Source organism: Shewanella sp. GD04112, from assembly GCF_029835735.1.
Classification (GTDB): domain Bacteria; phylum Pseudomonadota; class Gammaproteobacteria; order Enterobacterales; family Shewanellaceae; genus Shewanella.
Genome location: NZ_JAOEAL010000001.1, coordinates 1,760,006 through 1,782,351, shown reverse-complemented (window position 1 = coordinate 1,782,351; position 22,346 = coordinate 1,760,006). Strand labels below are relative to the sequence as shown.

Sequence of the window (22,346 nt, the reverse complement as noted above, 5' to 3'; positions counted from 1 at the left end):
GATATTTCCTAAGACCTAAAGGCTATCGGGTACTAAATCAGCATTATAGCTCATATATTCCATCACTTTTTTACCGCACAGGCATCATCTGCACATTAAAAAATGATGAATTTAATCGGCACTGGCGATTTCAGAACCTGTTGATGCTGACCATTTTTGGCGAAGGGTGACTAACTGCGCCGTCAACAAACTCATGCAAAAACCTAACAGGGCGCCCAACACTAAGGATGGCACAATATTGGTGACATCCCCTGCCATGGCAAAGGTAATACAACAGCCAATAAAGGCGCCGGGAATAAAGCTTAATTTTTGATAACTGGCCTGCAGGCACATTGCCGAGGTCGCGATACCCGTAAACAGATAACCCGCCACAGGCGATACGAAGAAACTGCTACCGCTGATAATGAGCCAAGCCCAAAACACACCGGAGAGATTGGTGCACCACGCCATCATCACGCCTTGAAAACCAGCCTTAGGCTGAGCAAAGAAGGTGCTACAACCTAAAAAGCCAATCCAAGTAACAAGATGAAAGGCATCTGCGATACCACACCAGACAGCGGCTAATAGCCCCGCCGAAATAGCGACTTGCCAACGATTTTCCATGATGACCCCTTTGTATTGTTTTCACGGAAGTTAATACTCAAATGCGCTTAAGGTGCGGCTGTATTATGGTGTTATAGCGCCCTTCACTTCCGTGTCGATCAATTTTTAGTAGGGATCTGCAATCGAAAACAGACTCACAGGCCGACTAGGAACCGATTCAAATGAATGTGTACGCGAGTCCGCATACCTTAGGTCACTTGAGTAAACATATTGGTTAAATTACCTCTATTTTGGTAACAAAAACCTGATCTATTGCTAATTTTCGGCATTAATGCCCGTAAATTTGCTAACAAGCAATTTATTTGTGGTAAAAAAACGAAAAAAGCGCTTATTAGGCGCTTTTTTGCTCACTCAGGTGTCGTTTACAGCATCACACCTTTAACTGTTTATTAACCGGCAGGTCGCGGATCCTAAGGCCTGTTGCGGCAAATATCGCGTTGGTCAGGCTTGGTGCCACCGGCGGCACGCCGGGCTCACCCACACCCGCAGGCGGTGCATCCGAGTCGATAATGATGATCTCCATCTCTGGCACTTGGGGTAAACGTAGCAGGGGATAATCATGGAAGTTAGACTGCATCACCTTACCCTCTTGGTAACTGATCTCCCCCATAAGCGCCAAGCTTAAGCCAAATACTATCGCGCCTTCGGTCTGTGCTTTCACCCTATCGGGGTTAACCACAGTGCCAGCATCAATCGCGGCAATGGCATTCAGCACTTTAAGCTGCTTATCCTCACCGGCCTCAACTCGTATCGCCACCGCCACCACACTCACAAAACTGCGATGCACCGCAAAGCCCCAACCTTGATTCTTACCCGCTTTAGGTGCCTTGGCTTGGGCTTGTTCAACCGCCTCAATCACCTTGAGGTAACGGCCGACATCGACGGGATGACGGTTTAAGTCTTCGCCATAGTTGCCATATTTAAAGCCTTGGTTCTCAAAGGTCTCTCGCCTTGCTTGGCCCAGTAAGCTGCGCCACATATCGGGGCAAGATAACTTGGCTTTATGGGCCATTTCATCGACAAAACTGCCCACGCCAAACCCATGTTGAATGTTACATACCGAGCGCATCCAACCGATACGGCTATGGGCGCTGGCCTTTACAGCCTCATAGCGTAAATTTGCGAGGGCAAAGGGCACATCAACAAAACCTAAGTCCAACTCTCCGCCGGATGGATACTCGACGCCCTCGGCAAAGGTGGAGCTTATCGACGGGAAGCCCGTACGCGCTAATAGCGCCGTTGGTTTGTTATTGGCATCAAACAAGGCCTGATAACACTGGGCGCTGATGGCATGGTAATAACCGTTTTGGATTTCATCCTCACGGCTCCAACTCACCTTCACTGGCCGTTTAAATTGCTTGGAGAGTAGCGCCGCCTCCACACTGAAATCTGGTTTGGACTTGCGCCCAAAGCCGCCGCCCAGTAGCGTCACATTCACTTTCACCGCATCCTCGGCAATACCTAAGGCCGCGGCCACATTTTGTTGGGTACTCTGCGGTGTTTGTGTCGATGCCCAAATTTCACAGCCCTTCTCGGTCACATTGGCGGTGGCCACAGGCGGTTCGATGGAGGAATGGATAAGGTAAGGCACGGTATAAATCGCCTTAAGGGTATCGTCCTTCGGCCAGGCTTTGACCTCATCACCAACTTGACGTACCACCTTGCCAGGGGCTTGTACCTTGTCCACCAGCTCTTTAAGGTAGGTTTTAGAATCGTGGCTGCTGTTGACAGACTGAGTCCAGCTCACTTGCAAGGCTTTACGCCCCTGCAGCGCGCTCCAAGTATTTGTCGCCACCACAGCTACGCCGCCTAAGGCTTGAAAAGCGGGAGCGCCCTTGGACGTTGGCAAACGGTACACATCGACCACACCTGCTACTTTGCGCGCCGCACTATCGTCAAGACTTGCGACATCGCTCCCCAATACGGGTGGACGCATAATGCTGGCATAAAGCATGTTATCCACTTGAATATCATAGCCATAGACAGCCTTACCCGTGAGCATGGCCTGCATATCGACTATCTGACGCGATGCACCAATTTGCTTAAAATCCTTAACCGCCTTTAATCGCAGCGAGTCGGCTGCAGGCAATGGTAATCCTGCCGCATCGAGGGCTAATTCGCCAAAGCGCGCAGCACGGCCAGATTTGGCATGCAGCACTTGATGATCTTTAGCCTGCACTTCACTCACTGGCACTTTCCAGCGGGCTGCAGCGGCTTGCTCAAGCATGGTTCGAGCCATCGCGCCCATCTCACGCATGCGGTCATAGTTTTCGCGGATACTGCGGCTACCATCGGTATTTTGGCTGGCGTAACGTTTATCGGCGAGCCCTTGAATAGGCACTATTTTATCCCAATCAGCCTCCAGTTCTTCGGCCAAGATTTGTAAAATCCCCGTGCGGATCCCCTGACCCATTTCGGAGCGGTGGCAGGTCAAATAAACCTTATCATCCTCACCGATGGCGATAAACAGATTGAGCCGCGCCTGTTGGTCCTGTGCCAATGCCATTGGACTCCAACTGAGACCACTTGCCCCGAGTGCGAGGCCGCCACCGACGGCGCCGAAGAGTTTTAACACATCGCGGCGACTGATATTTTCAACTGCGGTGAATGTACTCATCTTAGCCCTCCTGTTTGGCATAGCTTTGCAGCGCCGCTTTTATCCGAGGATAGGTACCGCAGCGACACAAATTACCCGACATGGCTGCATCGATTTGCTCCGCCGATGGTTTTGGATGCTGAGTGACTAAAGCCGCTGCTGACATTAATTGCCCCGCCTGACAATAACCACACTGAGGTACATTGTGTTCGGCCCAAGCATTTTTAAGCTTTTGATTATCCAGTCCTTCAATCGTGGTCAGTTGTTTGCCCTGCGCCTGGGATACGCTAGTTAAACAGGCGCGCACTGGCTGACCATCTAAATGAACGGTACAGGCGCCGCAGAGTCCGGCACCGCAGCCATATTTAGTGCCCGTTAAGCCTAAAATATCCCGTAACGCCCAGAGGATAGGCATATTGGGATCCGCATTTAAGGTAAAAGATCTGCCATTAATGGTCAGGTTTTGGGAAGGCATCGCAAGACTCTGGTCCTTTGCCGCCTCCGAGGATGGTATTGCCATAACTCACTCCTTAAGTGCCAACCACGACGCAAGATCGGCTTTAGTATCAATATCAATCGCGGCATGGGGTAAGGATACAGCCACTAGCTCACCCACATTTGCCAATTGTTTTAAGATGGATTTGGCGCCGCGATCGCCGGTCAAATCCGTTAATAAATCGAGTATTGAGGCATTAAAAATAGCAGGGGCACCTAATTCATCCAACTTCCCTGCTGCGTGATAATAAATCGCGGCCACAGATTGCTGACTCGTTTGCCAGGTCTCAATCAACTGCCGATAGTCTTCAAATGTCAGCGCGACCTGATCCGCTAAGCTGAGTAACATGCCATCAAACTGCTGCGCTTTGGCAAAGTCCGCCGCTGCGCGCAGCGACGATGACAACCCAATTTGCCAGTCGGCATTATGCAGTAGCGTGAATTGATTCGCCCCAAAAGCCTCAAGTTGGGGGCGAAGTTCGTGGGCATGGGCACCGAGCACCACCAGCAGCGAAGCGCTGACTTGATTGGATGCCCCTATTGCCAATGGCGCCGAGGTGAAACGAGCCAAACGGTCGATATGGCGTTGTAAGATGCTCTGCCCGCTATTTGCACTAGAGGTCGTTGATAATGGCTGCGCCAGTTTAATCCCCTGAAATCGCCGGCTCTCACCCGCAGCCAGCACGGCAATTAACAAGCGTTGGCGGCTCAGCATTAGGGCATGATCCCATCGAGAATCGAACATGGCGCGCCGTGTAGCACCCCATGGCATTGGGCCAAAATACTCAAGGCAATGGCGCTCGGCAACTCACCACCGAGCGCAAGCCCCGCGGGCGCCGAGAAAAAGCCATTAAACGAATCGGTACTGAGCTCGGCCATCTCCAGCACTTTATCCCGCCGATGGGCAGGCCCTAAGAGTGCAACATATTTAAGATCAAAGGGTTGAATGGCTTTGAGCGCCGCCGCATCTAAGTTCAGGTTATGGTGCATGACCACAGCACAATCTAAGGATGCAACAAGAGTGCTCGCCTCGTTAACACTTTGCTTGACGATATGAGCATGGGGAAAATCGGCACTTCTCGCGTAGGCGGTGCGCGTATCAAACACACTCACCTGCCAGCCTAAACTGTGGGCAATCGCCGCCACGGGTTTAGCATCAATGCCCCCACCAAAAATCCCTAAATGAAATCGCGGTCTGAGCGGGATGATAAGCGCCTCCCCGTCGGACTGACTGAGTATGCCCGCCTTAGGAAAATCCGCCGTCGGAAATGGGGCACTCTGGGCTGGATAAAACTGCGCGGCGTAACTACGAGCATCGCTGCCCGCGGGTGCGAGAGGTAATTGATAGTATCCCGACTGCCCCTTACGAAAGGCTTGCACTATGTCCACTAGGCCAAGATCATGATTTTCTTTAAGCAGAGGGATCAACATGATATCGACTTTACCGCCGCAACCTAGGCGGTAGCTGGCATCGGATTCATCGGTCGCATCGTAGGTGACACAAGCAATCTGCTGTGATTGCATGGCTTGCTGCGCATGACGGCGAAGATCCGCCTCTAAACAGCCACCACTTAATATCCCCGCGCCTTGGCCAAACTCGTGGAATAACATCATGGCGCCGGGCTTTCGGTAGGACGAGCCTTGGATATGGGTAATCACTGCCAGCACCCACGCATCATCGGCTAAAGGCAACCAATGCTCTAACAAGTCTTCGATTTGCTGAACCATGCACAACACTCCATGCTTGCATCTGCGGCTAGATAAGTGAAGCCAATAAATAACATTCGACTTAACAAGTTAACAAAGCTGAACTCGCATTCATAGAGGAAATGATGAACAAAATATTGCGGTGAGGGATACTAAGCGTACGCAGCGAACGATAATGAGCTAACCTATGACTCGCGACGCATTAACACACGTCGCGAAGAAGTATGGTCGGTTTACAACAGTAACTGATCGGCCACAAAGGGGTTATGTTCGCGCTCTTCACCGAAGGTCGACATAGGTCCGTGGCCGGGAATAAATTCTACATCCGCCCCTAAAGGCCAAAGTTTAGTGGTGATGGATTGGATTAAATCCTGATGATTCGATTGCGGAAAATCCGTACGACCAATCGAGCTTCGAAACAGAATATCGCCCACCCAAGCCAGATGAGCGTCAGCGGAATAAAATGCCACGTGGCCCGGAGTATGCCCGGGGCAATGCAACACGCTTAAACTTTGTTCCCCCACGGTAACTAGATCGCCATCCTGCAAATATTGCTCGGGCTCGAAGGCTTCGCAGTGGGGAAAACCAAAGTTTTGGCTCTGTTTTGGCAGGTTATCAATCCAAAATTTATCCGCTACATGGGGGCCAATAATAGGTACATTCGTTTGCTGCGCCAACAGCTTAGCACCGCCCACATGGTCGATATGGCCGTGGGTCAGCAGGACTTTTTCAAGGGTCAGTCCCAACTTGTCCACTTCGCCTAAAATACGGTCGACATTCCCTCCCGGATCGACAACCGCGGCACGCTTCGTTTTTTCACACCAGATCAAGCTGCAATTCTGCTGGAAAGGTGTCACAGGAATAATTTGATACTTCATAGCTTCAATCTCGTGTTATCCATAGCCGATAGATTACGCTAAGAGGCTTATCATGGCTCAAATTTTTACAATAAAAATTGATCTTAACCAAAGGCTAACCAAATAATCCCAACTTGCGACAACAGGGCTTTTGTATACAATCTGCCCTAAACAACAAGCCCTACTCTTAAGGTTAATTGATGAAACCCGATATGATGCTCGCCGGTGTCCTCGCCAAAAAACACACATTCAACCTGCCACTCAATTACCAACAGCCAATTGGTGAACAGATCAGTGTGTTCGCGCGGGAACTCTGCGCCATTGAAAATAAAGATAAAAAACTGCCATATATCGTTTTTTTTCAGGGAGGCCCCGGCTTTGCTGCCATGCGCCCCGCGAATAATAGCGGTTGGATCCGCCGCGCACTCAAAGAGTTTAGAGTATTATTGCTCGACCAACGGGGCACAGGGCTTTCTAGCCCGATAAATTACCAAAGCCTCGGTCACTTAACGCCTGAACAACAGGCCGAATATTTAAGCCATTTTAGGGCCGACAATATCGTCCGCGATGCCGAATCAATTCGCGCCCAGCTCTGCCCCGCCGACAAGTGGGCGATTCTAGGTCAAAGCTTTGGTGGTTTCTGCGTGCTGCATTATTTAAGCGCCGCCCCGCAGGGCGTGAGTGAAGCCTATATCACAGGCGGCATTCCTTCCCTCACACGCAGCAGTGATGAAGTCTATCAGGCCACCTATCAGCGCGTACTCGCTAAGAATAAGGACTTCTTCCAGCGCTTCCACGATGCGCAGCATCTAGTGACACGCCTCGCCAAACATTTACTCGAGCACCCAGTGCATTTAGCCACGGGCGAGCGTCTCACGGTTGAAATGCTACAACTGCTCGGCATTAACTTGGGCATGGAGCAAGGCCCAGAGTCGGTTTACTATTTGCTTGAACAGGCGCTGGTGCACTCGCCCCAAGGTGATTATGTCAATCCGCTGTTTTTAAATCATTTCTGTCAATTGCTCGACTATAACACCAACCCGATTTTTGCCCTGCTACACGAGGCCATCTACTGCCAACACAGTGCGTCACAGTGGTCTGCCCATAGGGTGCGTGAGCAGTATCCGGCCTTTAACTATCAAGTCGGTAAGCCTTTCCTATTTACTGGCGAGATGATTTACCCTTGGATGTTTGAACAATTTAGCCATTTAACCCCACTCCAAGCCGCGGCTAATCTCCTTGCCCATAAAACAGACTGGCCGGCGTTATACAATCTTGAGCAACTCAGCCAAAACCGCGTCCCCATTGCGGCCGCAATTTACAGCGAAGATATGTATGTCGAGATGGACTACAGCCTCGAAACTGCCAAACAGGTAGCTCACCTAAAGTATTGGTTAACCTCGGAATATGAGCACAATGGCATTCGAATGGATGGCGAGCGGATCTTGGATAAACTCATCAGTCTCAACCGCGGTGACTGCTTAAGATAAATGTTAATTTTAAGGGTTAATTAAGTAAAAGCTGTCATTGTGTGCTGGCTCCTCATCCATATGAGTGATTTTGGCTACAACATTCAACGACCAATTTTCCGTAAGAGTAATCCGTATTGGCTTACTCTTTTTTTTACCTAAAAAAATGCACTCAACCGGGTTGAGTGCATGACAAACATAGTCAAAAAAAGCAGGGGAGCGAGTTTCTAACCGAGATGAAATTAACGTTTCATCTGAGGATAAGTAAATTCATGGCATTGATTGCAATAAACTTTACTTTCTTTGTGTTCCTGATGGCAGTAAGTACAAGGCAGATCAGTACCATAGTGCAGACTGTCATGGGGATTTGGTTCAACCGAATGGCCCGCATCCGCTGGGCGCTCAGTCAGCTTAGCCACCTCCTCGGGTGAACCGTGGCAGCTACTGCAAGTAGCTGCATCCGGAACAGTTTTACGTTTTGCATCACCGTGGCATGCCGCACAATCGGCTTTACCATCGGCTCCTGTCATCACCTCTTTATGGTAGTCCTTGATATTCAATGCATTAGCGGCCATAGGCGTTGCCAGCATGACACCGAGTAATAGAATAAATACGGGTTTTAACATCAGAGTCTTCCTAGGCGGGGCATAGTGCCCCGCATCGTAGATTAATAGTTTGCAATAAAGTCAGTTGACGCCTGGATATCGGGTGTAAATGGACGGTCCTTGGCGACAAAAGGCACTTTTTCACGGTAGGCCTTGTACATGGCTTGTGTTGCCTTACCCAGTTGTAGATCAGGGTGAGCTTGCTTACGTAAATCAATCGCTTGAGTTGAGTGCAGCAGTTCTAAACCGTAGATGACTCGGGTGTTATCCACGATTTTGATCAGGTTATCCGACGCCAACTTAAGATTCGTGAAGGTATCTTCAATCCCGCCGGCGATAGAAATCCCATCGAAGGATACTGGCGTGGCTAACTGCTTGTTACGCACTTGCATATCCACAAAGGCCTTTTGAATCGCACCGAAGGCATGGCCTTGGTTTTCTGGCGCACTCAGGAAGCGCGTCAGCTTAGTAAAGTGATCATCGGACAGATGAATAGTGCGCATCACGCTGTTATGGGACACGTGGGTCAGGGCCACACTCAGGTTTTGCACTGCGAGTGCCACAGGTAGCGGCTCAAAGTTAGTGGTAGGGAACACACCGCCCTGCCCTTCAACCAAATATTTAGCCACTTGTGGGAACTCGGCATATTGGTTCGACGCGCCCACAATCACGGCTGGGTTATCGTCCGAATGGTTGATTTGGATATTGATCACTTCATCTAATGAAGCTAGGGCCTGCTCGGCGCCTGCAAAGGTGTAAGCCGTAGTTCTAAAGCTTAACGGATCCTGTAATGGACGCTCATCGTTAAGCTGCCATAAATAGCTACCATCGAGCTGCTTGAGAATGTCACTGGTGGTCGATTTAATGTAAGGGAACGGACGGATGTCGTTGGTTTGCGGCAAGAATGGCGCCACGTTACCGTTTAATCCCTCAAGGCTTAAGCCAAAGACAGTGGGCGATACGGACAACAATTGCTTCGCTTCACGGTAACCTTGCATGGCATACGCGACGGCAAAGGCATTGTTAGACAGAATCGATAGCGCATCTTTCCCCATAGGTGCCAATGGTGTGATCCCCGCGTCGGCCATCGCCTCTTTACTGCTCACACGCTGACCTTTGTAGAACACTTCCCATTCACCAATCATGGCTAAACCGACATGGGATGACAGCAGAATATCCGCTTCACCTACTGTACCCTTAGCTGGGATCACAGGGGTCAGCCCCTGATTTAAATAGGCTTCATAAAGCTCGGCAACCACAGGTTGCACACCGGTTTGTCCGGCTAACATGGTATTTAACCGCACGGCTAAGGCTAGACGGGTGAGTCGAATCGGCGCAGCTTCACCGACACCGGCACTGTGAGCACGCAGAGTGCTGAGGTTAAAGCTTCGAGAGGCATCGAGTACCGCATCACTCAGCTTACCGTTGGCATCGAACAGCTTGTGGTCTTTATTTAGCCCAACCCCCACGGTTAAGCCATACACAGGTTTGCCCAGACGCGCCGCTTCCATCAGTAGCGCGTTTGCTTTCACGAGTTGCGTCTTGGCCTGCGGCGCAATCTTCACTTTAGCGCCATCGGCAATCGCCCAGGCTTGGTCTTGGGTTAAATGTTTACCGTCGAGCACCACTTGCTCCATCGCGAATGCGCTGCCTGAAAGTAGACTCAAGGTGAGTGAGGCCATCAACATGGATTTATTCATTATCATCTCCAACATTTTGTTATATTTAATAAAATCTAAGCTTGCTTGAGCGTCACAGCGTTCGCTGCGGCGCAGTTACGGCCGGCATTACGCCCAGTGACTACCCCTTCGGCCACGGCACAGGCTCCTAAGCGACTGGCGCCATGGATACCGCCTGTGGCTTCGCCTGCGGCATATAGCCCGGGGATGGCTTTATTGCTGACCAAATGCAGCACTTCGGATTGGGTATTCACCTTCACGCCACCCATGCAGTAATGCACCTTCGGCCACATGCGCACCGCATACCAAGGCCCTTTGTCCAGCACTATTGCCTCCTGCATGGGGCGGTCTAACTCTTTATCAACGCCCGTCTTCACCGCTTCGTTCCAACGCGCGACCTGCGCCTTTAATGCCTTGGCGGGCATGCCGTAAATAGCGGCCAGTTCGTCTAAGGTCTCGGCCTTGCTGATGACCTTGTATTTCAGGCCCCAATCTAAGGTCTGTGCCTTGCTGGCACCGGCGGCATTAGTAAAACCAATGGGATAGACAGGCTGCCCCTGCTCATCCCGTCTGGTCATGATGGCGTCGGCACGCGCTTTACGGTCGGCTAATTCATTGAAGAAACGCTCACCAGTACGCACATCCACAACAATGCCGTGGGGATAGGTAGCGATAGTGTTGAACTGGGAAGCCGTGCCAAAGCCCTTCTCGTCGGGGGATGCCCATGGGCCGAGCTGAATTTGGTCTAAATGAATAGGATTAGCGCCAATGAGCATCATCTGTTTCAGCGCCTCTGAGGTGGCACCTGCATGGTTGGTTGAATCTAAATCACTATTTAACTCAGGTAATTGCATCATGCGGTATTCAATATCGCGACCAAAACCACCGGTCGCCATAATCACGCCACGGCGCGCGCCGATACGACGTATTTTACCCGTGCGCTCATTAGGAAAATAAAAACCTTCACGAACTTCGACACCGATCACCCGTCCGGCCTCATCTTGTACAAAGCCTTCGAGCTTGGTCTGATTTTTCATGATGACGCCCTTATCCCGGGCGGCTTTTATTAGGGGACGAATAATGCCAGCGCCTGAACTTTCAACCGTTTGTAACACTCGTTGTACCGAGTGGCCGCCAAAGTGTTGCACAAAAGGCTTCCAGTTCACGCCGTAATCAATCAACCATTGGCAGGATTCTGCGGTGCCGTTACACACCAGTTTAAGCATTTCCACATCGTTCATGCCGCGACCTGCCCGCAGCATATCAGCCACCATGGCATCGACCGAGTCTTTAATCCCGGCCTGTTTCTGTAGCGCAGAACCGGCTACCGCCATGGCGCCGCCATTGATGGTAGAGTTACCACCAAACACGGGCATCTTATCGATAACCATCACGCTCACGCCGGCTTCTCTGGCCTGCAACGCCGCAGACATGCCAGCAAAACCGCTGCCGACCACGAGCACATCTACGATTTCATCGAAGTTGATAGGCGCAGAGTCACAGCTGGCAGTAGTGGGCAGTGCAATACTCGCCCCGAGTCCCGCGGCCATGACCATGCCGCCCTTTAATAACTGGCGGCGCCCCGAATTAATACCTTGGGTTTTACTCATGCTGATTTCCTTCAATAATCATTGGAACTTGTCAGCATGAAAGTGCAGGTGCTGTGCCAAGCACCTAAAAAGAGGTATTTATGTGGGGAACTTTGATTGCAGGCACAAAATCACGAAATATAAAGATCTACAATCACGATACTTAGTGATTAACTTGAAATATCAATGGAAAAACACTTCTATTACGAATCAACGCTAAGACTCTGTAGCAGTCTGCAACTCGAAAAATCTTTGCACAGTTACTTCGAGTTTATTCGGGATGAATTGCCTATAGATGGGCTATTTGTGAATATTTTTCGCAAACAATTTAATGATATACAGTTTATCGCCCATGTTGATGATACCCATTGCTGCACCTTGGATAAACGCATCCAAATTCCTCTGAAGATGGCGCAATCGCTAGAGGATCCCGAGCGGCCAAAGGTGCGAATTGTTAATGACATAGAGCATGATCCTGTCACCTCTTTAGTCGCGCCTCAGGTCATTAAGGATATTCGTTCGGTAATTATTCTGCGGATGTCGATTGAGAATACCCACCTTGGGATAGTCGGCTTTTATGCCAAAACGACTGGAGTGTTTAGGCCCCGTCATGCTGACTTGATTGCACCACATATGCAAAACCTCGCGCTCATCACGGCGCTGAATTTAAGGGATCGCAACTTACTCAAAGAGAATGAAGCGCTCTCCAAACAAAACGTCAGTCTACGCCGCACCTTAGATGTTCAAAATGGCGTGGTTGGCGCTAATTCTGGCCTGAAACAGGTGATGCAACAGGTGCAATCCATCGCCAAAATCAACACCACAGTGTTAATGCTTGGGGAAACGGGCTGCGGTAAGGAGGTTATCGCCAACGCCATTCACGAACTGTCGGAGCGATCGGGTAAGCCTTTTATCAAGGTAAACTGTGGCGCTATTCCAGATACTTTGATTGACTCCGAGCTCTTTGGTTATGAAAAAGGTGCGTTTACTGGCGCCGATTCACGCAAAATTGGCTACTTCGAACAGGCCAACGGCGGCACCATTTTCTTAGATGAAATTGGGGAATTACCCCTTTCAGCCCAAGTTCGGCTGCTTAGAGTACTGCAAAATAGCTGTATCACCCGCGTTGGCGGCCACGATGCGGTGCAGCTCGATATTCGTATAGTGGCCGCAACCCACAGAAATCTTCAGGCCATGGTGCATAGAGAAGTATTTCGCGAGGATCTCTGGTACCGACTGGCGATTTTCCCCATAGAGATCCCATCACTCAGACAAAGACGCACGGATATTCCTCTGTTAGTGCAACATTTTGTCGAGCAGCTGAGTGCCAAGTTCAATTTGCCACAGCTACCAAGAATTGCCCCAGAACAACTGAATATTCTCAACCAATATGATTGGCCAGGGAATGTGCGCGAACTCATTAATGTGCTCGAGCGCGCTATCATTCAGCACCCTGCGGGTCCGCTGGATTTTAGTTTTCTGGCGCCAAAAAGCCTCGAAGCCGTTAAAACCCCGTCCAATCAAACCGTGATTATCGATCCAAGTCATGCCAGCGATAAGCTGGTGCCACTGGAGGTGATGACCAAAAAATACATCAGCCATGCCTTAAGGATCACGGGCGGTAAACTCTATGGCCCAGGCGGCGCGGCCGAATTGCTGGATATCAATGCCAATACCCTGCGCAGTAAAATGAAGAAGTTAGGGATTGTGTAATGCATTGATAAGAAATGGATAGTCATGAAAAAGGCCACAATACTGTGGCCTTTGATGAATGCACTTTTTAACGCACTCCCTCGTCAGACTTAGAAGAAATAACGAATACCAACGGCATAGTTATTATCTTGCAGATCTTCGTAGGCTTTATCGTCCATATCGCTGAAATCGATTTTGGCTTCGGCATACATGATTGTGTCGCGGCTATAGCGATAATGCAGGCCTAGCACGGCAAACTGACGCGTCCATTTGCCTTGGATAGCGGTGTTTTCATCGGTGTCCAAATCCTGATAAGTCAGCAATAGGCTAGGTACGAATCCGTTGTCATAGTGGTAAGCGACAATAAATTCGGCGCCAGTTGAGTCGTAAAGCTCCCCACCTACCAACTCGTTTTGCTCACTCTTATGGGCGTTAAAACCCACATACAGGCCGTCGGCATCACGACCCGGCGCATATTGATAGAAGCTGCCGTATTGGGCACCGATACCGATGATTTGGTTGGTATTATCGACTTCTTTGCCCGCAAGATTGCCAGTGAAGTCACCACGGTTAAAGCCCGCTAATACCTTAAATTTATCGGTGAAGTAGTAAGTCGCACTCGCGCCATAGCTAGGGTCGAAGCTCAGCTCCGAACCATCGTTTAAGGCGTTGCCTAAATTATCGTAGAGCGCCACATCACTATTTTGCTTAGAAGCGTATTGCACCGCGATATGCAGATTACCAAAGGTATTGCGGTATTGTAGCGCCGCATCGGCACGACCCGCTCCGGTGAGACCGCCATCACCGAAGGTATAAGCACCGACAGACCAACCCGTAAAAGCATTGAGCACGTCAGTGGTGTAAGCCACATCGTAATAAGCTCCCCACTGCTTACCAAAGGTGAGCGAGCCCCATTTGTCGTGCGACATGCCGACATAACCTAAACGGTTAAAGAGGAAATCTGAGGTTTTTGAAGCCGATAACTGGCCACCACCTTGGCCTTCGGTATAGATAAGGCCATCGTCACTGGTGACCATGTTAATGCCCCATTCGGTATGGGCAAAGGAGCGCCAGCCGTTTTTCTCTTGGCGGTCGAAACGGAATCCCACCCGGGAAAAGTTATCAATTACCGAAGTTTCGTGGCCATCATTTAACGCCGCAAAGCCAAGCCAGCCCATCATATTGACGCTATTGGTTTGATCGTTATACAGCTCAACCGCCTGAGTGGTACCAGTCAATAGTACCGCGGGGATCATCACTGCAAGCAATTTCTTTTTCATATCATCTACACCTTTTAATTCAGCTAAACCATATATAATCATATGATTTAATTGGCTTATTATATTCTCCAGCCAACACACAGCAGTTTGCATGCCACGGCGCAGAAAATCTGAATTTCAGGGTGTTTTTTAGAAGTGGATCCGCCAATCACGAAATATCGTGATTGGCGGCAATTAAATATCGCGGAATATATTAAATATCGTTACTAGATCGCGAGCATTAGCGACAGTTTGATTACATTTGTGTCATCAAGCTTGGGCGGGTACTTTACTCGCTCGACGTCTAGGCGTAGCGGATTTAGCGGCCGTCGATTTAGCCGCGGTAGTTTTAGCGGCCGAGCTTCCAACTGCCGCGTTTTTAGTGCCGGATTTTTTCCATCCAGCGCCTTTACCTCCAGCTTTTCGATAGCCGGACTTTTTCGTTGCTGCACGCTTAAAGCCCTGCCCTTTTAAGCCATTGAGGGCTGACGGTAATTGAGCGCCCGCATTTTCGATTAAGTTATTTAGCGTCCCCAGTAGTGGCTGCATAAAGCCTTGATAAGACATTTCTTTATGACAGATACCGTTTAGACTTGCCTCCCACAGCGCCGTCATATCGGGTGTCGTGGCGCTAAGGGGTAAGCTATTAATTAAGCCCTTGCCCACCTCAGTGGCCACAATCAACTTGCCCTGACGCTGAATAAAGCCCCGTTTAAACAGCAGTTCAATAATGCCTGCGCGAGTCGCTTCTGTGCCTAAGCCATCGGTTTCCTTTAAAATTTTGCGGATCTCTGGGTCAGTCACATAACGGTTAATCCCCGTCATCGCACTCAGCAAGGTCGCATCGGTAAAGGCTTTGGGAGGTTGAGTTTGCTTCTCGACCAATTCACCTTGGTGACAATGAAGAACTTGCCCTAAGGTAAGAGGCGGTAACTGACCAAGATATTCCCCTTCCTCTGCGTCCTTGTCGCCTTGCGCAAAATTCGCTGCGGATGATGCGTCCTTTCGTTCGTTCTCTTCTCTGGCAAACAGTTGTTTCCAACCGAGAGACTTATCCTGTTTTGCCTTAGTCTTAAAAAGGCCACCTTCAATCGTCACTTCGACTGCGGTTTCACTGTAGCAATAGGCAGTGTAAAACTGCGCCAAATACTGGCGAGCAATATGCAGATAAAGCTGCCTTTCCCGCTGGCTTAAACCAGCTAGATTGGGCTGTTTTTCCGTTGGAATAATGGCGTGGTGAGCATCGACTTTTTTATCATCCCACGCCTTAGATTTAAGCCGAGGATTGGGCGCCTCAGCGTGTGCGACTAACTCGGGCGCACCGCCCGTAATGGCCGCTAATACCCCACTTGCAAGCCCATGCTGCTCTGTGGGCAAATAACGACTGTCTGAGCGTGGATAAGTGATTAGTTTATGGCGCTCGTATAAGCTCTGGCAGGTATCGAGCACGTCCTTCGCGCTCATCCCAAAGCGCTTGGCGGCATCGATTTGCAGCGCCGATAGACTATAGGGTAAAGGCGGATTCTGCTGCTTATCCTTAGTGCTTAACTGGGTCACTTTGGCGGGTTTACCAGAGATCCGGCGCACCACATTTTGCGCTAGGCCCTTAGCAAGCACGCGCCCTTCCTCATCCATATAAGGCAAGCAGGCTTCACTGGGTTGCCACTTCGCCGTGAAAGCCTGTTCTTTGTCGGTCACTAAGTGAGCCAGAACCTCATAAAATGGCTTAGATTGGAAATTCGCGATTTCCTCATCGCGGCGCACAATAAGCCCAAGCAGCGGGGTCTGTACTCGACCGACCGATAGTACGCCCTGATAACCGACCTTTTTCCCTTGAATGGTGTAGGCCCGCGTCATATTCATGCCATAGAGCCAATCGGCGCGGCTTCTGGCAAGTGCCGAGGTCGACAAAGGAATAAACTCACGGTTACTACGAAGTTGCGACAAGGCACGCTTCACCGCCTGCGGGTTTAAGTCGCTAATAAGGAGTCGCTGCGTTTGCTGTAATTTATCGCCCGTCACGCCCAAATAGGCGATCACTTCATCAACCAATAACTGCCCTTCCCTGTCGGGATCGCCCGCATTCACTAGCGTATCGGCCTGCTTCACCAGCTTTTTAAGTACTGTGAGTTGGCTGCGGGTCGCGGCCTTAGGTTTAAGCTGCCACTTATCAGGCACTATGGGTAAATGCTCAAACTTCCACGATTTAAATTCGGGATTATAGGCATCGGGCTCGGCCTGTTCGAGCAAGTGCCCCACACACCAAGACACACAGTTACCTTGGGCGTCTTCAATAAACCCGTCACCTTTTTTGTGGGGTTTAGGCAGCACATCGGCGATTGCACGCCCAAGGCTTGGTTTTTCAGCAATATAGAGGATCATATCTACATTAAATACTGGATATAATTACAGTGTAATTTAGCCCAAAGCAGACAAGAGTGCAAACCGCCGTTTTACCTAGAGGGCCGATTTAACTCGCTCTGCGGTAACGAAACACTAAAGCTGTGTAAATTTAGTTGAGAATAATTCTCATCTAAACCTAGAATCCCTTGCATCCGTTACGAGGAATAGAGAACAAGAGATGAATACACTGACCTTGCCAGGCCCTTCAATCCCCGTCGTTAAGCCAGCACTCACCTTAAGATTCAATCAATTGGTGATCTTCCACAGCCTGTTATTATTGGCGTTAAGTCTGCTTTGTGAAATGGGGCTAAAAAGGCTAGAGCTTCAGGTGCCTCTCCTTTCTTGGGGAGTTATCCTGTATTTGCCCGTTGCAGTGAGCCTGTCTTTGCTATTAAAACATAGCATTAGCCGCCGCAGTCTGGCATGGCTATTCGGACTCTGGATGCTGCTATGGCTGGTGATTTAAGCCCCGGTTTTTAAGCCTAAATCCACACTTATATCTGCTTAGGTCAAATAAAGAGTTCTAACTTCACACACCTTGTCTCGCCTTTCTCCTACATCCCTACAGTCAAACGCAGCTCGAAACCTAGCGAATTAACGCACCGGCTAAATCCCCTATCAGTAATGCCACCAAATAAAGAACGTTAAATTATCAATTATTTAACAACTTTAGCTATGAAGCGGCTTAAAAAGCCGTTATGTTGAAGCTCTTGGGCGTGCACACACGTCTTAACCTTAGGCCAAATTGGCCGTTTAGTACCCAAACTTACAAGCAAATATCTTAAAAACTCTGCAAAAACAACAGAATATTGGAGTTGAATTATATGAATGAGATTGTTAATGCGGTCAACAATATCGTTTGGAGCCCCGCGCTCGTTTATCTTTGCCTCGGTGTAGGACTCTTTTTCTCCCTGCGCTCACGTTTCTTACAGTTACGCCATTTACCCGAAATGATCCGTTTAATGTTTGATGGCAAGAGCACTGATGCAGGTGTGTCTTCCTTCCAAGCCTTAGCCATGACCTTAGCGGGTCGTGTCGGAACCGGTAACATTGCCGGTGTCGCTACTGCGATTACTTTCGGCGGCCCGGGTGCATTGTTTTGGATGTGGATGGTAGCCTTTCTTGGGGCCAGCTCAGCATTCGTCGAATCCACCTTAGGCCAAGTCTACAAAGAAAAAATCAACGGTGAGTACCGCGGCGGCCCCGCCTTTTACATTGAAAAAGGCTTAGGCATGAAGTGGTACGCTTGGACATTTGCCATTGCGACCATTTTTGCCTGCGGGATTTTACTGCCAGGCGTGCAAGCCAACTCGATTGGTTCGAGCCTAAAAACCGCCTTCGATATCGACCCTAACGTCACCGCAGCTATCCTCGCTATGCTGTTAGGTTTCATTATCTTTGGTGGCGTGAAACGTATTGCCCACTTCGCCAGTACCGTAGTGCCCTTTATGGCACTGGGTTATATCATCGTCGCCTGCGTGATTATTGCCCTTAACATTGGTCAGCTGCCCGATATTATTATGTTGATCCTAAAAAGCGCCTTCGGACTCGATGCGGGCTTTGGTGCGATTCTCGGTCTTGCAATTATGTGGGGGGTAAAACGCGGTATTTACTCAAACGAAGCAGGCCAAGGTACTGGGCCGCACGCCTCTTCTGCCGCAGCCGTAAGTCATCCAGCCAAACAAGGTTTAGTACAAGCCTTCTCTGTGTATGTTGACACTCTTTTTGTGTGCTCTGCCACTGGTTTTATGTTGCTGATCACAGGCCTATATAATGTGCAAGGCCCAGATGGTGCCGCGCTTTATACCGGGATAGCGGGCGTCGCAGCAGGCCCAGGTTATGTGCAAACCGCAATGGAAAGCATGATGCCAGGCTTTGGTAATATGTTCGTTGCCGTCGCGCTGTTCTTCTTCGCCTTCACCACCATTGTGGCCTACTACTATATTGCCGAAACCAACATCGCCTATATCAATCGCAAGGCGAATCGTCCTTGGCTCACTGTAGTACTGAAAGTGGTGCTGATGGCGTCAACTGTCTATGGCACAGTGAAAACCGCCGATTTAGCCTGGGGCATGGGTGACATTGGTGTGGGCCTAATGGCGTGGCTAAACATTATCGCCATTATTCTGCTGCAACGTATCGCCTTTACTTGCCTTAAGGATTATGAGTCGCAACAAAAACAAGGGGTTGAGCCATTATTCGATCCTGAAAAGCTCGGTATTCCCCATGCAGACTATTGGGTTGAGCGCAAAAATGCGCAGGATGAGCTCGCGCAGAGTCAATCCAATGAGACTCCTAAAATATCTTAAGGATTGAAACTCTGTCTCGTCCTAAGATAGGTTGACAATTTTTAGGCCAGCTCCAGTAGCTGGCCTTTTCTATTGTGCACCTGATTAGGGGAGTCCATATTCAAACTCAGATGCGGTCTCATATTGTTGTATATTGCTATCGATTCTCTAACAAGTATCTTCAGCTCCTCAAATGTCCTACATCGGTGCAGTAAAAACTCCTGCTTCAGTATGCCATTTACTCTTTCTGCTAATGCATTTTGGTAGCAATCATAACCATCCGTCATTGACGGCTGGATTTGGCTCGCCTGAAGCGCATTCTGATAAACGGCTGAGCAGTATTGTAAGCCTCTGTCTGAGTGATGCACTGCGTTGCCGATATAGCGCTTATCTTTGATGGCCATTTTTAACGCTTTCACCACACTCTCGGCTTTCATGTCTTTACTCACGTGATGACCGACTATCTTACGAGAACTGGCATCGGTGACCAGTGACAGGTAGTGCACACCTTGGTCTGACTCAAGATAGGTGATATCACTGACCAGTACATGCCCTGCATCATGCAGTCCTTCCTCTTTCAGCAGATTAGGATGCTTCTTCATCCAGTGTTTGCTGAACGTGGTTTTTGTGTAGCTTTTCTTCGGTTTAACCAGTAAACCTTCACTTCTCAAATAGGTAAAGAACCCATCTCGCCCAAGTTTAATATCGTGCTCAATCAGCTTGGATTTTATCAACGTGTAGAGCTTACGGGCCCCTAACCTTGGCATATATTTACGCCAGTACTGGACCCAGTCTTTGATGACCGATAGCTCAGCTCTACGACTTTCCATTCGAGCAACTGCCTGATAAATACCTTGCCTAGACATACCCGCAGCACGACATGCGGCAGCGAGGGTTATTTCGCCGTTGCTTTTTGCTTGCCAGACGTACCGGATAAGTACTTTTTTCTGAGGCCTGCTCCATATTCATTGTCCATGATATCAACCATGCCATTGAGGATTTTGTTACGCAGTTTCTCTTCTGCTAACTCACGTTCAAGGCGCTTGATCGTTTCGGCAGGTGTTTCTTTTGACTTAGTCATAAGGGGATGCTGAAAAGGTTTCGACCAATCGAGTCTACCATGTTTTCTAAGCCAGACGAGTACCGTTGAACGGCCTTGAATACCAAAATGGGCTTGGGCTTGTTTGTACGTCATTTCGCCTTTTTCAACACGCTCTACAACGCCTAATTTAAAGGCTAAGGTGTAATCTCGTTGTGTGCGCTTACGGCTTGAGTTAATTAATGTTGTCATAAAGAAATCCTCTTTATGTCAACGTATTTCAGGACTAGACACTCCTAATAAAAAAGCCAGTGATTCATCACTGGCTTTTTTGTTGTGCTTTTTAAGATGTGCCCGCTTACCGCAAAGCACACTCTTTTATCTTAAGAATTTAGTCTTAAGGATGGCAAACGTTGTGTAACTCTAAGTTAGTGCCAATGTCTTTATTACGGTCGGCTTTGGCATCGTCGTTACGTAACTGAGTTAAGTGGTCGAGGTAAGATTGGTCAACATCGTTAGTGATGTAGTGACCGTCGAACACTGAGGTTTCGAAACGTTTGATCTCTGGGTTTTCCATTCTCACCGCTTCAACCAGATCCGGCAGATTTTGGAAGATAATGCCATCGGCGCCAATCAGTTTAGCAATTTCATCGGCATCACGACCGTGGGCAATCAGCTCATTCGAGGTTGGCATATCGATACCGTAAACGTTCGGGAAACGGATTTCCGGTGCCGCCGAGGCAAAGTACACTTTCTTCGCACCCGCTTCACGCGCCATCTCGATGATTTGTTCTGAGGTGGTACCACGAACGATAGAGTCATCCACTAACAGAACATTCTTACCTTTAAACTCAGTGTTGATGGCATTGAGTTTACGGCGTACCGATTTTTTACGCTCCTGTTGACCAGGCATAATAAAGGTACGGCCGATATAACGGTTTTTCACAAAACCTTGGCGGTAAGGTAAGTCCATGCAACGGGCGATTTCTAATGCGATATCGCATGATGTTTCCGGAATCGGGATCACCACGTCGATATCATGGTCGTACCATTCCTTTTTGATCTTTTCACCAAGCTTAGCACCCATGTTTACGCGGCTGGCGTAAACAGAGACGTTGTCGATAGTCGAATCAGGACGCGCAAAATACACGAATTCGAAGATACAAGGTGAGTAACTTGGCTCTTTGGCGCATTGGCGAGTATAAAGCTGGCCATCTAAAGAGATATAAATCGCTTCGCCTGGCGCCACATCGCGCATCACTTCAAAACCCACGGCATCGAGCGCCACGCTCTCAGAGGCCACCATGTACTCAGTACCGGTTGGGGTTTCATGCTTACCTAATACCAGTGGACGAATACCGAAAGGATCGCGGAAGGCCACCAGACCTTGGCCGATAATCATGGCCACAACCGCATAGGCGCCACGGGCTTGCTCGTGCACTTTAGCGATAGTGTCGAACACTTCGTCAGGCGTCAGCATTAAGCTTGTGGTTTTTTGCAGCTCATCGGCCAGCAGGTTTAACAATACTTCGGAGTCGGATGTGGTGTTCACATGGCGACGTTTTTTGATCAAGCCTTCAGCTAATTCAACCGTGTTGGTTAAGTTACCGTTATGGGCTAATGAAATCCCAAATGGCGAGTTAACATAGAAAGGCTGCGCTTCTGACGCGCTGGAACTGCCTGCAGTAGGATAACGTACGTGGCCAATACCTGCATTGCCCTGTAGGCGCTGCATGTGTTTGACTTCAAATACATCTTTGACCAGACCATTGGCTTTACGTAGTCTGAAAGCACCACGATCAACGGTCACAATACCTGCCGCATCCTGACCTCTGTGCTGAAGCACGGTCAGTGCGTCATAAATGGTCTGATTAACCGATGATTGGCCAACTATTCCGACGATACCACACATGGGTAAGCTTCCTCATTGTAAGATGTTCTATGCCCTTTCATGTTGAAATATAAGTAAAAGACGAAGTAAATCCCCAGCCATACGGCTTAAGTGCTTCATCTCAGTGTTGAGTCCGAACCTTGGGCTTTGGGCTCAACCTTACTTATCCTCCAT

17 protein-coding genes are annotated in these 22,346 nt (G+C 49.2%); 4 read left to right on the top strand and 13 right to left on the bottom strand.

The window, feature by feature from the left end; all coding sequences use genetic code 11:
* Positions 1-111 precede the first annotated feature (111 nt).
* The 6 genes from N7386_RS08035 to N7386_RS08010 form a co-directional block, all read right to left on the bottom strand.
* Positions 112-603, bottom strand: a complete 492-nt coding sequence (locus N7386_RS08035; RefSeq protein ID WP_279767889.1) for a DUF1097 domain-containing protein — start codon at positions 601-603, stop codon at positions 112-114.
* A 370-nt stretch (positions 604-973) separates the two neighbouring features.
* The gene (locus tag N7386_RS08030; protein WP_279767886.1) at positions 974-3,220 is read right to left on the bottom strand and encodes a molybdopterin cofactor-binding domain-containing protein; all 2,247 of its coding nucleotides are present in this window, start codon (positions 3,218-3,220) and stop codon (positions 974-976) included.
* A 1-nt stretch (position 3,221) separates the two neighbouring features.
* Complete coding sequence (locus N7386_RS08025) at positions 3,222-3,719, bottom strand: (2Fe-2S)-binding protein (RefSeq protein WP_011625802.1); 498 nt, start codon at positions 3,717-3,719, stop codon at positions 3,222-3,224.
* A 3-nt stretch (positions 3,720-3,722) separates the two neighbouring features.
* Positions 3,723-4,409, bottom strand: a complete 687-nt coding sequence (locus N7386_RS08020; RefSeq protein ID WP_279767883.1) for a nucleotidyltransferase family protein — start codon at positions 4,407-4,409, stop codon at positions 3,723-3,725.
* Positions 4,409-5,422, bottom strand: a complete 1,014-nt coding sequence (locus N7386_RS08015; RefSeq protein WP_126512936.1) for an XdhC/CoxI family protein — start codon at positions 5,420-5,422, stop codon at positions 4,409-4,411. Before N7386_RS08015 ends, N7386_RS08020 begins: the two co-directional genes overlap by 1 nt.
* 212 nt (positions 5,423-5,634) lie before the next feature.
* Complete coding sequence (locus N7386_RS08010; RefSeq protein ID WP_126512935.1) at positions 5,635-6,279, bottom strand: MBL fold metallo-hydrolase; 645 nt, start codon at positions 6,277-6,279, stop codon at positions 5,635-5,637.
* A gap of 179 nt (positions 6,280-6,458) precedes the next feature.
* On the opposite strand from N7386_RS08010, the gene N7386_RS08005 reads away from it, so the two are divergent.
* Positions 6,459-7,748: an alpha/beta fold hydrolase gene (locus N7386_RS08005; protein WP_126512934.1), complete on the top strand. Its 1,290-nt coding sequence runs from the start codon at positions 6,459-6,461 to the stop codon at positions 7,746-7,748.
* A 221-nt stretch (positions 7,749-7,969) separates the two neighbouring features.
* Here the strand turns inward: N7386_RS08005 and N7386_RS08000 are convergent, their stop codons facing one another.
* The 3 genes from N7386_RS08000 to N7386_RS07990 are packed head-to-tail and all read right to left on the bottom strand — an operon-like array spanning position 7,970 to position 11,621.
* Positions 7,970-8,353, bottom strand: a complete 384-nt coding sequence (locus N7386_RS08000) for a cytochrome c3 family protein (protein WP_126512933.1) — start codon at positions 8,351-8,353, stop codon at positions 7,970-7,972.
* Between the two features lie 41 nt (positions 8,354-8,394).
* Positions 8,395-10,032, bottom strand: a complete 1,638-nt coding sequence (locus N7386_RS07995) for an aromatic amino acid lyase (RefSeq protein ID WP_279767876.1) — start codon at positions 10,030-10,032, stop codon at positions 8,395-8,397.
* A gap of 35 nt (positions 10,033-10,067) precedes the next feature.
* Positions 10,068-11,621: a flavocytochrome c gene (locus N7386_RS07990; protein WP_279767868.1), complete on the bottom strand. Its 1,554-nt coding sequence runs from the start codon at positions 11,619-11,621 to the stop codon at positions 10,068-10,070.
* A 165-nt stretch (positions 11,622-11,786) separates the two neighbouring features.
* On the opposite strand from N7386_RS07990, the gene N7386_RS07985 reads away from it, so the two are divergent.
* On the top strand, positions 11,787-13,313 hold the full coding sequence (locus tag N7386_RS07985; RefSeq protein WP_279767866.1) for a sigma-54 dependent transcriptional regulator: 1,527 nt from the start codon (positions 11,787-11,789) through the stop codon (positions 13,311-13,313).
* An 89-nt stretch (positions 13,314-13,402) separates the two neighbouring features.
* On the opposite strand, the gene N7386_RS07980 is transcribed toward N7386_RS07985, so the two are convergent.
* Both N7386_RS07980 and N7386_RS07975 read right to left on the bottom strand, forming a co-directional pair.
* Positions 13,403-14,572, bottom strand: coding sequence for a porin (locus N7386_RS07980; protein ID WP_109287476.1), 1,170 nt, complete (start codon positions 14,570-14,572; stop codon positions 13,403-13,405).
* 249 nt (positions 14,573-14,821) lie between these two features.
* Complete coding sequence (locus N7386_RS07975) at positions 14,822-16,933, bottom strand: DNA topoisomerase III (RefSeq protein WP_126512930.1); 2,112 nt, start codon at positions 16,931-16,933, stop codon at positions 14,822-14,824.
* 199 nt (positions 16,934-17,132) lie between these two features.
* Between N7386_RS07975 and N7386_RS07970 the strand changes: the two genes are divergently transcribed.
* Positions 17,133-17,420, top strand: a complete 288-nt coding sequence (locus tag N7386_RS07970) for a hypothetical protein (protein WP_126512929.1) — start codon at positions 17,133-17,135, stop codon at positions 17,418-17,420.
* 358 nt (positions 17,421-17,778) lie between these two features.
* Positions 17,779-19,263 (top strand): alanine/glycine:cation symporter family protein, encoded by a 1,485-nt coding sequence (locus N7386_RS07965; RefSeq protein WP_089068118.1) that lies wholly within the window; start codon positions 17,779-17,781, stop codon positions 19,261-19,263.
* A gap of 41 nt (positions 19,264-19,304) precedes the next feature.
* Here N7386_RS07965 and N7386_RS07960 read toward each other — a convergent pair.
* Positions 19,305-20,533 (bottom strand): IS3 family transposase gene (locus tag N7386_RS07960; RefSeq protein WP_126511889.1). Its coding sequence is split into 2 segments (ribosomal slippage): positions 19,305-20,182 and positions 20,182-20,533, totalling 1,230 coding nucleotides; the frame shifts between segments, so codons are not numbered across the junction.
* 145 nt (positions 20,534-20,678) lie between these two features.
* Positions 20,679-22,193: an amidophosphoribosyltransferase gene (gene purF, locus N7386_RS07955; protein WP_011716540.1), complete on the bottom strand. Its 1,515-nt coding sequence runs from the start codon at positions 22,191-22,193 to the stop codon at positions 20,679-20,681.
* Positions 22,194-22,346: the final 153 nt, after the last annotated feature.

What these genes read in the sequence shown, in the direction of transcription:
- N7386_RS08020 (WP_279767883.1), bottom strand. Translation starts at nt 4,409, where the DNA reads ATGCTGAGCCGCCAACGCTTGTTAATTGCCGTGCTGGCTGCGGGTGAG.
- N7386_RS07990 (WP_279767868.1), bottom strand. Translation starts at nt 11,621, where the DNA reads ATGAGTAAAACCCAAGGTATTAATTCGGGGCGCCGCCAGTTATTAAAG.
- N7386_RS08000 (WP_126512933.1), bottom strand. Translation starts at nt 8,353, where the DNA reads ATGTTAAAACCCGTATTTATTCTATTACTCGGTGTCATGCTGGCAACG.
- N7386_RS07995 (WP_279767876.1), bottom strand. Translation starts at nt 10,032, where the DNA reads ATGAATAAATCCATGTTGATGGCCTCACTCACCTTGAGTCTACTTTCA.
- N7386_RS08030 (WP_279767886.1), bottom strand. Translation starts at nt 3,220, where the DNA reads ATGAGTACATTCACCGCAGTTGAAAATATCAGTCGCCGCGATGTGTTA.
- N7386_RS08025 (WP_011625802.1), bottom strand. Translation starts at nt 3,719, where the DNA reads ATGGCAATACCATCCTCGGAGGCGGCAAAGGACCAGAGTCTTGCGATG.
- N7386_RS07980 (WP_109287476.1), bottom strand. Translation starts at nt 14,572, where the DNA reads ATGAAAAAGAAATTGCTTGCAGTGATGATCCCCGCGGTACTATTGACT.
- N7386_RS07985 (WP_279767866.1), top strand. Translation starts at nt 11,787, where the DNA reads ATGGAAAAACACTTCTATTACGAATCAACGCTAAGACTCTGTAGCAGT.
- N7386_RS08015 (WP_126512936.1), bottom strand. Translation starts at nt 5,422, where the DNA reads ATGGTTCAGCAAATCGAAGACTTGTTAGAGCATTGGTTGCCTTTAGCC.
- purF (WP_011716540.1), bottom strand. Translation starts at nt 22,193, where the DNA reads ATGTGTGGTATCGTCGGAATAGTTGGCCAATCATCGGTTAATCAGACC.
- N7386_RS07970 (WP_126512929.1), top strand. Translation starts at nt 17,133, where the DNA reads ATGAATACACTGACCTTGCCAGGCCCTTCAATCCCCGTCGTTAAGCCA.
- N7386_RS07965 (WP_089068118.1), top strand. Translation starts at nt 17,779, where the DNA reads ATGAATGAGATTGTTAATGCGGTCAACAATATCGTTTGGAGCCCCGCG.
- N7386_RS08035 (WP_279767889.1), bottom strand. Translation starts at nt 603, where the DNA reads ATGGAAAATCGTTGGCAAGTCGCTATTTCGGCGGGGCTATTAGCCGCT.
- N7386_RS08010 (WP_126512935.1), bottom strand. Translation starts at nt 6,279, where the DNA reads ATGAAGTATCAAATTATTCCTGTGACACCTTTCCAGCAGAATTGCAGC.
- N7386_RS08005 (WP_126512934.1), top strand. Translation starts at nt 6,459, where the DNA reads ATGAAACCCGATATGATGCTCGCCGGTGTCCTCGCCAAAAAACACACA.
- N7386_RS07975 (WP_126512930.1), bottom strand. Translation starts at nt 16,933, where the DNA reads ATGATCCTCTATATTGCTGAAAAACCAAGCCTTGGGCGTGCAATCGCC.